This window comes from Desulfoplanes formicivorans, from assembly GCF_001748225.1.
In the GTDB taxonomy this organism is placed as follows: Bacteria; Desulfobacterota; Desulfovibrionia; order Desulfovibrionales; family Desulfomicrobiaceae; genus Desulfoplanes; species Desulfoplanes formicivorans.
Map to the genome: position 1 here is coordinate 49,166 of NZ_BDFE01000022.1, position 13,089 is coordinate 62,254.

Below are 13,089 nucleotides of genomic sequence, written 5' to 3' on the forward strand. Positions count from 1 at the left end.
GGGTTTAAAAAGCCACACGCTGTTGTCCATATTCCCAAATGGAGCTGTTGTGGAATGTACGCACGTTGAGACTGCAAGGTGTTGTCACTTCATACAGGGACAACATGATGTCCCATGATGCACTCTCTGAAATGCGTCAATCCTTCAAACGCATGCGGTGCATTATTTCTTGCTCTTGCGCTTCATCTGCTTGAGCTTCTTGCGCTTGAGACGTTTTTGCTTGATCTGGGCGCTGGTGTTTTTGGGCATGCCTGGAATCGCCTTGCCCTGTTTCTGCTTGCCCATCATCTTTTTCATCATTTTCTGCATCTGCTCGAAATTCTTGAGCAGAGCCGTAACGTCGGCAACGCTTGTCCCGCTTCCCGCGGCAATGCGCTTTTTCCGACTCAGGGTGATCAGCTTGTGATCTTCGCGCTCGGCCAGGGTCATGGAGCTGATAATGGCGTCAATGCGAGTCAGCTCCTTTTCGGGCATTTTCACGTTCTGAAGCTGCTTGCGCATCTGCCCCATGCCCGGGATCATCTTCATGATCCCTTCCAGGGATCCGAGCTTCCGGATTTTTTTCATCTGGGAACGGAAGTCCTCCAGATTGAACTCGGACCGCTTGAACTTCTTTTCGAGCTCGGCAGCTTCCTTGGCGTCAATGGCTTCCTGGGCCTTTTCAATCAGGGTGAGCACATCGCCCATGCCCAGGATACGCGAAGCCACCCGGTCGGGATGGAAGACTTCAAGATCCGAAAGCTTCTCTCCCATACCCACGAACTTGATGGGCTTGCCCGTGACCGACTTGATGGACAGGGCCGCACCACCCCGGGCATCACCCTCCATCTTAGTCAGCACAACACCGGTGACGTCGAGCAGCTCGTTGAACCGCGCGGCCACATTCACGGCGTCCTGACCGGTCATGGAGTCGGCCACAAAAAGGATTTCCTGGGGCTTGCAGGTTTCCTTGATGGCTTGAAGCTCCTGCATGAGCAGCTCGTCGATGTGCAACCGACCGGCCGTATCCAGCAGAACCACGTCACAGGCCTGTTTCTTGGCCTCTTCAATGGCCTGGGAACAGATGTCCACGGGATTCATGTCTGCGGTAGACGCAAATGCGGGAACCCCAAGCTCATTTGCCAGCTTGTGCAGCTGATCAATGGCTGCAGGGCGGTAGACGTCGGCCGGCACCAGAAAAGGCTTGCGCTTTTGGCGGCGCAGGTACAAGGCCAGCTTGGCCGAAGTGGTGGTCTTACCCGAACCCTGAAGACCGGCCATCATGATGACCAGAGGAGGCTTGGTCCCAAGATCGAGTCCCGAGGTCGTTCCGCCCAAAAGCTCGATCATCTCCTCGTGGACAATCTTGACCACCTGCTGCCCCGGAGTCAGGCTTTCAAGAACCTCCTGACCCTGGGCCCGGTCCTTGATCCGCTCGATGAAATCCTTGACAACGGAAAAATGAACATCCGCCTCGAGCAGAGCCAACCTGACCTCACGGAGCCCGTCCTTGATGTTCTTGGCATCCAGACGGCCGTGGCCCTTGAACCGCTTGAACGCGGCATTGAGTCTATCGCTTAAGCTATCAAACATTCGCGTTTAATCCTTGCCTGCAAAAAAAGAAGTTGATCCGAATAAAGGAGATGCTGGCGCAAGTCAAGCGGAATCCCTTTTGCCGGAACCACGGGATCATCCCAGATAAGCGTCCACAGCCCGCTTGAAAGCCTCGCCCGAACGGACAATGACATCTTCCGGTACGCAAAAGGCGAGCCTGAACCCGCCAGGAAATCCGAATCCCGAGCCGGGCACGGCCAGAATGTTTTCTTTCATGAGGGCGTTGACAAATCCGGTGTCGTCCAGACTGCCGCCAGGAACCCGGGGAAAGAAATAAAAAGCGCCTTTGGGCATGACATAAGAAATTCGGGCGTCATCCAGAACCTTGGCCATGGCGCTTCGCCGTTTGTCGTACACCCCAAGGTCCACGCCCTGTCCCAGGGCCCGACCCAGCAGCTTCTGGCCGATGGCCGGAGCGTTGACAAATCCCAGAATCCGATTGGTCAGAATGAGCCCGCCCACCAGAGTTGATACATCTTCCATGGCCGGGTTGACAGCAACATATCCCACACGCTCTCCGGCAAGGGAGAGACTTTTGGAAAAGGAACCGACAACAACACTGTGAGTATACCTGGGAAGCACCGGAGGAACCACTTCATTGTCGTAGACAAGGAACCGGTAGGGTTCATCCGAGACAAGATAGACCGGACGCCCCACCTTGCGGGTATGGGCCTTGAGAAGAGTTGCCAGACGGTCGAGTTCTTCCCGGGAATACACCTGACCGGTGGGATTGTTGGGCGAATTGATCAGTACGGCCCGAGTCTTTTCGCACAAGGCCGCACCAATGCCTTCAAGGTCGAGCCCAAAGGTGGAGCTGTCACAGGCAACCGGTTTGAGCGTGCCCCCATGATTTGCCACATAAAACCCATACTCAACAAAATAGGGTGCCGGGCAGATCACCTCATCGCCCGGCTCGAGCACGGCCTTGAACAATGCGTTCAGTCCTCCGGCTGCCCCGCAGGTCAGCACAATGTGGTCGGGACCAAGCTCGGGACACTCCTGTTCCCTGGCAAGATGAGCAGCAAGGGTTTGGCGAACGTCCAGGTAGCCGGCATTGGGCATATAGCCAAAGGCAAAGGGAGAAGCAGCCTGATCGGCAATATGGCGCAATCCGTCGGCAACGGCCTTGGGAGGCGCCAGGTCCGGATTGCCCAGGCTGAAATCATAAACATTATCCTGGCCGTATTGCTGCTTCAGAACAATCCCTGCCTCGAACATCTTCCGTATCCAGGAAGAATGCTCGATATAATTGGCTACCTGCTTTGACAACGTGCGCATGCAAACTCCTTTGCAAATGATATGGAATATATATGATTCAGATGGAAAACTGCAAAATAATAAGGGGACCGAGTCCTGCGCCCTGCGCACTGCGTACTGCGCACTTCCGTACCTTCCCCCGCTATTCGATCTCCAGCCCCTGCTTGCGGTACTCGTTGAGCTTGTTCCGAAGGGTGCGTACCGAGATGCCCAAAAGCCTGGAGGCCTGGGTCCTGTTGCCAGCGGTCTGATCAAGACTGCGCAGGATGAGTCGTCGCTCCATTTCCTGCAAGGTGACCACGCCATCGCTTCCGGCCATGATCGCGTCCGACCCGTCTGTTTCAGCACGCTGCTGGTTTGCGGCAGGAACATCCATGGTTTCGTCCAAAGGCCACTCCTCGCCTTCCAGAAGAAAATGGCACGGTCTCACAGGCCCGCCTGCAGCCAGCAACACGGCCCGTTCCATAAGATTTTGCAACTCACGAACATTGCCCGGCCAGGGATATTCCATGAGCCAGGATGCGGCCTCCGGGGCGAACCCGGACGGGGTAAAACCGTATTCCCGGCAATATTTTTTGAGAAAAAACTCCCCAAGGGCCATGATATCCTGGCCCCGTTCCCGCAAGGGGGGAAGCTTCAAGGGGATGACATTCAATCTGTAATAAAGGTCCTGACGAAATTCCTTGTTGCGGACACTTTCCTCGATATCCCTATTGGTCGTGGCCAAAACCCGCACATCAACCCTGATGGTTTCGGTTCCCCCGACCCGATCGATTTCCCCTTCCTGGAGAACCCGCAAGAGTTTGGCCTGCAGGCCGATATCCATTTCGGAAATCTCGTCCAGCAGCAGGGTTCCTCCGTGAGCCAGCTCAAATTTGCCCGGCTTTTTCTGAATGGCCCCGGTAAAGGCCCCCTTTTCATGACCAAACAATTCGGACTCGAGCAGATGTTCGGGCAGGGCCGCGCAGTTCACGGCAACAAACGGCCGGTCGCGCCTGTCCGAAGCCTCGTGCAGGTACCGGGCAAACATTTCCTTGCCGGTTCCGGATTCGCCGGAAATGAGGACCGCGGCTCTGGAAGGCGCCACCTGACGGGCCAGGGCAAGAACACGACGAATGGCCGGATGAGAGCCGATGATCTTTCGGGCTGGAAGGGCGGGAGTGCGTGAACCCCCGGCCGGGGAAGAAGGCTGGGGACCAGCAGGAAACATGGCCAGCACCTTTTCCCTGTCTGGCGGCGTGGACCAATAGTCGGTGGCGCCGGCCTCCAGGGCTTTGTGAGCATCTTCCACCGAGCCTTTGCGGGCAAACACTATAATCTTGAGATTACCCCTGTCCCGGGGCATAGATGCAAGGAGCCTGAAGGTATCGCACGTGCCAAGGCCCTGCTCGATGAACATCACGCAAGGCCTTGCGTTGCGCAAAGCCTTGAGGGCCGCGTCCTGATCTTCGGCCATGAGCACGGAAATCCCCTGCTCCTTGAGCACGGAAAAAACCGGAGTGACGTACTCCGGACGCGAGACAAACAGAACATGCTTGGCAGACATAACAAGAGCCATTATCCACAAAGGGCATGCTTGGCAATATCAGGGTATCACCCTTGCTCTTGCCCATACAGACGGATTCTGCTATGAACTCGTATCTTTTTTTCAACTGCAAGCATAGTCACTTCTCCTTCCACTTCCGAATCGGCCTTCCGCCATCACGGGGAAACCGAAGCATCAACCCAAAGCGATTTCAACTTGATAGACATACGACACATCCACAAATGGTACGGCGACCACCATGCCCTCAAGGATGTCTCCCTGAGGGTGGACAAGGGCGAGGTCTTTGTCATCTGCGGTCCCAGCGGATCAGGCAAGAGCACGCTCATCAGGTGCATCAACCGTCTTGAACCCATCCAAAAGGGCACCATCATGGTAGACGGCGCTGATCTGTATGCCGAAGACCTGAATCTGACCCTGCTTCGGGCGGAAATCGGGTTTGTTTTCCAGCAGTTCAACCTCTATCCCCACATGACCGTACTCGAGAACATCACCCTGGCTCCGACCATGGTTCGCAAAATGGACAAGAAGGAAGCCAGGGAGATCGCCATGGACCTGCTGGGCAAAGTCAACATCCCGGACAAGGCTGACGCCTATCCCGGTCAGCTCTCGGGCGGGCAACAGCAGCGCGTGGCCATTGCCCGCGGCCTGGCCATGCAACCCAAGATCATGCTTTTTGACGAGCCCACATCGGCCTTGGACCCGGAAATGATTAACGAGGTTCTTGATGTCATGAAAACCCTGGCCAAAGAGGGCATGACCATGCTCTGCGTAACCCATGAAATGGGATTTGCCCGGGAAGTGGCCGACCAGGTCGTGTTCATGGATGAGGGAACGCTCATTGAGCAGGATACGCCGGAACGGTTTTTTTCCAACCCCCAAAGCGATCGCGCCCAGGATTTCCTCAATAAGATCATCTCCCATTGACGCATGTCTGACAGATGGGTCAAAACTTGCATAGACTGGCCCGTGCCGGGCCCAGACTGTACACCGGATGCAAGTCTCGCCAGCGTTTCCGGGAAAGGACAAGGGAGAACCAGTTAACACATTTGCAAGAAATCTCTTGGCTTGTGTACAATTATGTTCATATCGGCCCGCTTTCGTGGAAAACCCGGTTTTCGGGAAACATAGCAAACTGTTTCACTCTCAACCAAGGAGATGCACGATGCGTAGTCTGAAGATCCTCACCCTTGTTGCGGCCATGTTCTTGTGCGCCCAGATGTCCTTTGCCGGAACGACCTACGACAAGGTCATGAAAGCCAAGGTCATCCGTGCCGGAATCATGACCAATTCCATTCCCGGCGCGTACTACGACGCCGACAACAACTGGGTCGGTTTTGACGTGGATATCGCCCAGGAAATCGCCAACCGCCTGGGTTGCAAGCTCGACCGGGTCAAGGTGACCGACAAGACCAGAATCTCCTTTTTGCAGCAGGGCCGGATCGACATGTCCGTGGCCAACATGACCCACAAACGTGAACGTGACAAATCCATTGACTTTTCCATCACCTATTTCTTTGACGGTCAGAAAGTTCTGGCCAAGAAAGGCAAATTCAAGAGCCTGAAAGACATGGTCGGCCAGAAAATCGCCACCACCCAGGGCACCACATCCGAGATCAACATCAGAAACCTGCTCAAGGAACTGGGCGATCCCAATCCCAACGCCCATGTCAAATCCTTTCCCGACTACGCCTCTGCCTTTGCCGCTCTGCAGATGGGCAGCGTTGCCGGTTTCACCACCGATTCCACCATCCTTCTTGGCTACGCAGCCAAGGAACCCGGCAAGTACGAACTGGTTGGCGATTTCTTCAGCAACGAGCCCTACGGTATTGGTCTGCCTGAAAACGATTCCAAATGGCGCGACACCATCAACTTCACCATCCAGGACATGTGGAAGGACGGCACCTACATGAAGATTTACAACAAGTGGTACGGTCCCGACACACCGTACGCCTTCCCCATGACCGAAGAAATCGAAATGTGGCCGTAAGATCATGAAATAGTCCCATGACAAACTCCGGCAGCTTGAAATGAGTTCGGGCTGCCGGAGTTATTGTTGGAGGCAATGACTCAAAATGCAGCGAGTCAAAACATTGCGAATATGATCGTTGTGTTCTGAGTGACTGAGGGAAGAGTGCCGGATTGACAACAGGGGAAATCAGCCATGATGAGGTACAACACGTTTGACGCGTTGTCTGGCCGACCAAAAATGAGCATTCCAGCGTGCTAGCAATCGGATCAACACGCCGATTTGGGGCAAAGATGAAACCTCGGCCCACCGAACTTCCCGGCTTTCCGATTTTGTCATAGTCCATATCGCCAGGGGCTTGAAAACGGCTTTGCCAAGACATGCAGATTCATGAAGGGCCAGCTCGCAGCAAAGAATTCGCTGTCATCTTTTTTCTTTGTCGAACAAGAGAATCCGCCGACCTTTTCACATTCCTTGAATTTCTTAGCTTTTTCAAATCTCTAAAATTTTAAAATCCTAAAAAATTATGTTTCGTTACTGGCTTGAAAAAACCTGGGTCCAATACCTCCTTTTGTTCACCCTTCTTGGGGCCATGGTCTATTATTGGGGCTTTGTGTTCAATTTCGGCTATGATTTCCATTGGGACGTCTTGTACACGCCCAATGAAACCTACGGCATGATTTTTGGCATCGAGCTCTTCAAGGGGCTGTGGACAACACTCAAGATCACCCTGATCAGTTCGGGCATTGCCCTGTTTCTCGGGACCCTGTTTGGCCTGGGACGCCTTTCCGCCTTCAAGCCCTTTTACATCTTTTCTTCCTCGTATGTAGAGTTCTTCCGCAACACCCCGCTGCTGGTTCAACTTTTTTTCTGGTATTTTGCCCTGCCCATGGGTCTTCCCGAGGCCTGGCGGGAATGGGTCTTTGAACACAATTTCGAATTCTGGTCCGCGACCATCGGACTGTCCGTGTATACGGGCGCGTTCATGGCCGAGGTTATTCGGGCCGGCATGCAGTCCATCCCCAAAGGACTTCTGGAAGCCGCTTATTCCTCGGGACTCACGTATTTCCAGGCCCTTCGGACGATCATCCTTCCCCTGGCCTTTCGGGCGATCATCCCCCCCCTTGGCAGCGAATTCCTGAACAACATGAAAAACTCCTCCCTGGCCATGGTCGTTGGTGTGGCCGAACTCTGCTGGCAGTCCCAGCAGGTGGAATCCCTGACATTCAGGGGGTTTGAAGCAACAACAGCCGCAAGTGCCCTTTATCTTGGTCTTTCCCTGGGCATTTCCGCCATTTTGAACACGGTCAACCTGCGTCTTCGCATCAATGATGGGCATACCCGCAAAAAGGGTTTGGCCATTTTTTTCGGCAACATCCTGTTCTGGCCTTTTGAAAAGCTCTGGAGTGTGCTGGCCTTTTCCGCCGGCGTCATGGGCAAACGCAGAACCGGTCTGACGTATACCGGGACCATGCTCGTCTGGAAAAAAGCGCGCACCCTGCTGGTCAAAGGCATCATCCTTGCGGGAAAATGGAGTTTTATCGCCTTTTTGGCATTTTTGCTCTACGAACTTGTTCTGGGGCTGAGTCATTTCAAATGGTCGGTTATCCGGGACAACCTGCACGCCCTGCTCATATGGAAATTTCCCAGCAACGACCCCAACGACGTGCTCTGGGGCATTGGCGGTCTTTCCGCTTCCATTGCCATGGCGGTCATTTCCATTTCAGTGAGCTTTTTTATCGGTCTGTTCGTTGGCCTGGGACGAGTCTCCAAAAATGTCGTCTTCAGAATCCCCTGTACCCTGTACATTGAAATCATCAGGGGCAATCCTCTCATCCTGGTCATTTTCTGGGTTTACTTTTTCATCCCCATCTTTATCAAATCCTATTTGGACGTGTTCTGGTCCGCCACCATTGCCCTGACCATCTTTACAGGAGCGTATCTGGCGGAAATCGTACGCGCGGGCATCCAGAACATCCCCAGGGGACAGATAGAAGCGGCCTACGGCACGGGGCTGAGCTACGCATCCACCATGATCCACATCGTCCTGCCCCAGGCCCTCAAGCAGATGATCCCTGCCATTGTGGGCCAGTTCATTGCCATCTTCAAGGACACCTCCCTGGCCTATATCATCGGTGTCCTGGAGTTGACCTTTGTGGCCCAGGGCCTTAACAGCCGACTCATGATCTACCCCTTTGAAATCTACGCCACGGTCGCCGCCCTCTATTTCGCCTGCTGCTACTCCATGAGCATTGTAGCCAACCGGCTGGAAAGAAAACTCACGCCCGGAGGGGATGCGAGGATGGTTATGTAGGGGCGGCAGGTCTTCAGGGCGCAAACGAGAACATACGGGATAATGCGTCATCTTTTGGTGAAACAAATTGCTATTCTTTTCTTGTGAATGCGTTTCCACGCAACAATGAAAAATGAAGAATTCTACATGAATCAGACGACTACACTTATTTAAATTTGCAGAAAACTGACTGCCACGCACGGAATGTGTTCAGCCGTATCACTTTTCACACATCAACATGCAGCGATTCCCGGTCCCCTTGCAGACGAGAATCGCTGTTCAAGTTATGGGCACATCGGTTCGGGAGTCATAACAACAATGAATCGTCCCAGAATTGCCATCATGCTCCCCAAACTCAGCCATTATGGCGGAGTGGAGGGTTTTGCCTGGCGTCTTGCCGAAGCTCTTGGCCAAGAGTATGATGTTGATTTTATCTGCGCTCGACAGGAAACTGATCCGCCGGATGGAGTCACAGTGAGATGCATTGGTCGGCCGTTTCTCGGCAAATGCGTCAAGATTCTCTGGTTTGCCTTGGGAGCAGAATTCGTCAGACGCAAGAGCAATTATGATCTTGCCATAGGACTTGGCAACACAATCTGTCAGGACATCCTGCGCATAAGCGGCGGGCCCACCCGGATTTTCTGGCAGCATTCCATACGGGCCTACCCCCAAGGCTTTGCCCGGACATGGAAAATGATCAGGCGGAGGTTCTCTCCGGCCAATAATCTTATTTTGGCCATTGAAAAACTTCAAATACACTTTTCCGGTCAGATCATAGCCAACTCTCACATGGTCAGGGATTGGCTTTTCAAAGCCTTTCCCGATCTCAACCAACATTGCGTGACGGTTGTCTACAACCGACCGGACCTGATCCGCTTTGCGCCGTGCACGTTGTCTCAAAAACAGAGCGCTCGAGCGAAATGGGATATTCCCCAAAATACACAAGTCATTGCCACGGCAGGTACCAATTTCATGCTTAAGGGTATCAGGCAGCTCATTGCCACCTTGGTCCATCTACCAGAAGACACCCTGCTTGTGGTCGCCGGTGGGCGTCATCCTGGCCGATACATCCGATACGCTCGACGACTTGGTGTCGCTCACCGGGTCCGATTTCTGGGCAGGGTGGACGACATGGTCACCTTGTATCAGGCCAGCAACTTGTTCGTGCTCTTGAGTTTTTATGACGCCTGCTCCAATGCGGTTCTTGAAGCCTTGGCATCGGGACTACCCGTCATCTCTACAACAACCAACGGCAGCAGTTTCTTTTTACCTCCGGAGCGGACTGTTGACCCAGCAATCGATCCGAGTCAACTTGCCCAAAAAATGAAGCGAATCCTCGCACAAAACAAACCGTCGTCTTTCACATTTCCCGATCATGTCCCATCCGGTCTTGATCCGTATATTACCGCTGTCAAGGCCGCTCTTGCTCTTAAAAATCCAGCCACAAACACGGCGGAACCGTCATGAAGATCAACGATCTTGCTTCCATACACCCCAAACGCATTCTTGTCTGCCAGCTCCGACAAATAGGAGACGTGATTTTGACGACACCACTCATCCACTTGCTCAAAAAACGATACCAAGAAGCCTGCATATCCGTTTTTACCGAGAAAAAATGTGCTCCCGTTCTCTACAACAACCCGGATATTACCCATATTTGGGAATTGGATAAACAGCAAGGAATGATGCAAAGCCTAGCCTTATACTGGAAAATGGCTCGTCAGCACTATGATCTTGTCGTGGATTGCCAGCAGCTTCCCAGATGCCGTTTCGCCACTTGGTTAAGCCGAGCAAAGGTGCGATTGACCTATCAACCACCTTGGTACAACAGACTTTTTTACACGCATTGGTCCAAACCGGTAGATGGATATGCAGCAAAATATAAAACCAGTTTTTTGGCTCCTCTTGGCATCAACTGGAACGGTGAGCCTCCACGAATCTATCTCACCGAATCAGAAAACAAATGGGCAGACAGCTTTTTCAAGGAGCATAATCTGCCACGACACGGGGGGCCGGTTCTCACCCTTGACCCCACACACAGACGGGCCTCCCGGTGCTGGCCAGCAAAGCATTATACGCAACTTCTCCGATTGCTTGCCCATGAAATGCCCGATCTGACCATGATCCTTCTCTATGGCCCTGGAGAAAAAAGAGATGTTTATGAAATCGCGAAACAATCCGAAGTCCCTGAGCAATGTATCGTTTCCAACAACATGCTTTCCCTGCGAGAAATGGCAGCAATCATAGCCAAGGCTGACCTGCATGTGGGAAATTGTTCCGCACCCAGGCATATTGCTGTGGCAGTCGATACCCCATCCCTAGCCATTCTCGGCTCAACAAGTCATGCTTGGACATTTCCTGCCCCAGAACATACTGACATCGCCATAGAAATCTCATGTCAGCCCTGTAATGAGGATACCTGCCCGCGGGGAACAACAGAATGTCTTAACGAGCTTCGTCCAGAAACCATTCTTAAAGCAATCATCGATATACTTCATGATACATCAATATACACATAAAATATATGCAAAAACGACAAGTCAGCGAGGGTTATCACTATCTATGCATCATAATATCATTCACTCTTCCATTTATCAGTGTATCATTTCGCGTTTATCAACAAAATATTATATTTATAAAATAAAAAACATTCATACTACATAAACCAAATTCATTGCCATACACCATATGAAAGTAAATTTTGTTATTCCCAAAAAATATCGAAAGAAGGCTTGGCCTGAACTACTTGCTGGTACACCTCACCCTCGATATGTGCTCGATGCACCGCATCGTATTGTTTCAGGTGTTGACGCATGGATTCTCCAAACCTGGGCTCTGCTCTGTACGTCAAATGTGCCCATAACCGTTGAGCTCGTAGAATACGGAATACCCGGAGAAATTTCTGTATTTCATTATGACCATGCGACTCCAGCTAATGGCATTCATGAAGCATTTGCCATGGTCATTCGTGCTGACCGACCTCCTGTTCCTTTGGCGGATATCGTTATCGAACAAAACCCCTGTGTTCAACTTACTGACACCTCGTTTTTTTTGCCTTCTTGGCCACAACCCGGGCTTATTCCACGCGACCCGTCACGAAGGGCAAAATGTACGCAGTTGGCATATGTAGGCAGCCAAGAATACGTGCCAAACTATATGAAAACAGATACTTTCAAACAAAAATTGCGTGCCATTGGAGTAGAATTTTGTCGGATGCACAGCGGCGAATGGGTTGACTATTCACAGGTTGATATACTTGTAGCGGTACGTGACGTTCCCCAAAGCGTCCTCAACCGCAAGCCATATGCTAAACTGGTCAACGCATGGCTCGCAGGGATTCCAATCATTCTGGGAAAAGAACCTGCATACCAATCATTACGACAAAGCAATCTTGACTTTTTTGAAGCACAGAATGAAGAAGAGGTGCTCGCAGCAGTGACTTCCCTTGTACAGAACGCTAAACTCTATCAAGCAATGCAAAACAACGCACACAAGAGGGCTCATGAATTTTCAATTTCTAAAATTGTTCAATCATGGTGTGATGTTCTCGAGATAGCCGCACATCAAACACGATCTTTCTCAATTTTTGAAAAATATTCTCGCTATGGTCTTTTTTTATATGGGAAATGTTCCGCTCAAGTATGGAAACGTATGCATGGTTGGAATGAATAACGAGTTATTAACTCGACTTTCGGAGTTAATCACTGACAACTAATTAAATGTTTTTATTGACAATAAATGATTTTTTCCCGGCGAAATTATCCATATTAGTTGGTTCTTCGACGTTTTGTGTGGAATTGACCGATCGTATCGAGTTTGGGTAGCCCTCCCCCTCAGGAGGATGAGTCATGCTTGCTGAACAAATTTTTGCCTTGGGTCTTGGCCTTACACCGCCGTGGAAAGTTACGAGCCAACGTCTTGATACTGCCCATACACCAACCAAACTTCATCTGGAGATCGGTGCCGACCGTGGAGCGCTGTACCCGTGTCCGGAGTGTGGTGCCATGTGCAAGGCTCATGACTTCAAGGAGTACACGTGGCGGCATCTCACCTTTTTTCAGCACCATTGCTACCTCACCGCTCGAGTCCCAAGGATTAATTGTTCGGAACACGGCATCCGTCGGGTGGACGTTCCCTGGGCCAGAAAAGGCAGTCGTTTTACCTTGCTCTTTGAGCAGGTGGTCATGAGTCTTGTTCGCGAGATGCCGGTCAGTGCGGTTGCTCGTCACGTCGGGGTCACAGACAAACGATTATGGCGTATCGTTTACCACTATGTTTCCAAAGCCATTGAGACTCTGGATCTCAAAGATCTCAAGGCGATCGGGCTGGATGAAACAGCTTCCAAGCGTGGTCATAATTACATCACGGTCTTCATTGATCTGGATCGATCCGACAAACCCGTGATTTTTGCCACTCCAGGCAAAGGCAAGGAAT

10 protein-coding genes are annotated in these 13,089 nt (G+C 51.9%); 7 read left to right on the forward strand and 3 right to left on the reverse strand.

Going from position 1 to position 13,089, the window contains the following annotated elements:
* Positions 1-162: 162 nt before the first annotated feature.
* The 3 genes from ffh to DPF_RS13545 all read right to left on the reverse strand — a co-directional run bounded on the left by ffh (position 163) and on the right by DPF_RS13545 (position 4,396).
* Positions 163-1,572, reverse strand: a complete 1,410-nt coding sequence (gene ffh, locus DPF_RS13535) for a signal recognition particle protein (protein ID WP_069860226.1) — start codon at positions 1,570-1,572, stop codon at positions 163-165.
* 96 nt (positions 1,573-1,668) lie between these two features.
* Positions 1,669-2,871, reverse strand: coding sequence for a pyridoxal phosphate-dependent aminotransferase (locus DPF_RS13540; RefSeq protein ID WP_069860227.1), 1,203 nt, complete (start codon positions 2,869-2,871; stop codon positions 1,669-1,671).
* Positions 2,872-2,992: 121 nt separating this feature from the next.
* The gene (locus tag DPF_RS13545) at positions 2,993-4,396 is read right to left on the reverse strand and encodes a sigma-54 dependent transcriptional regulator (RefSeq protein WP_069860241.1); all 1,404 of its coding nucleotides are present in this window, start codon (positions 4,394-4,396) and stop codon (positions 2,993-2,995) included.
* Between the two features lie 195 nt (positions 4,397-4,591).
* Between DPF_RS13545 and DPF_RS13550 the strand changes: the two genes are divergently transcribed.
* From DPF_RS13550 to DPF_RS13580, 7 genes are all read left to right on the forward strand, one after another.
* Positions 4,592-5,320, forward strand: coding sequence for an amino acid ABC transporter ATP-binding protein (locus tag DPF_RS13550; protein WP_069860228.1), 729 nt, complete (start codon positions 4,592-4,594; stop codon positions 5,318-5,320).
* Positions 5,321-5,558: 238 nt separating this feature from the next.
* Positions 5,559-6,383: an ABC transporter substrate-binding protein gene (locus tag DPF_RS13555; RefSeq protein WP_069860229.1), complete on the forward strand. Its 825-nt coding sequence runs from the start codon at positions 5,559-5,561 to the stop codon at positions 6,381-6,383.
* A 505-nt stretch (positions 6,384-6,888) separates the two neighbouring features.
* On the forward strand, positions 6,889-8,676 hold the full coding sequence (locus tag DPF_RS13560) for an amino acid ABC transporter permease (protein WP_069860230.1): 1,788 nt from the start codon (positions 6,889-6,891) through the stop codon (positions 8,674-8,676).
* 297 nt (positions 8,677-8,973) lie between these two features.
* The gene (locus DPF_RS13565; RefSeq protein ID WP_069860231.1) at positions 8,974-10,122 is read left to right on the forward strand and encodes a glycosyltransferase family 4 protein; all 1,149 of its coding nucleotides are present in this window, start codon (positions 8,974-8,976) and stop codon (positions 10,120-10,122) included.
* On the forward strand, positions 10,119-11,174 hold the full coding sequence (locus DPF_RS13570) for a glycosyltransferase family 9 protein (RefSeq protein ID WP_176724283.1): 1,056 nt from the start codon (positions 10,119-10,121) through the stop codon (positions 11,172-11,174). Before DPF_RS13565 ends, DPF_RS13570 begins: the two co-directional genes overlap by 4 nt.
* A gap of 169 nt (positions 11,175-11,343) precedes the next feature.
* The gene (locus DPF_RS13575; protein ID WP_069860232.1) at positions 11,344-12,327 is read left to right on the forward strand and encodes a glycosyltransferase; all 984 of its coding nucleotides are present in this window, start codon (positions 11,344-11,346) and stop codon (positions 12,325-12,327) included.
* 176 nt (positions 12,328-12,503) lie between these two features.
* Positions 12,504-13,089: helix-turn-helix domain-containing protein (locus DPF_RS13580; RefSeq protein ID WP_141721144.1), on the forward strand; the 586-nt coding region annotated here is incomplete at its 3' end.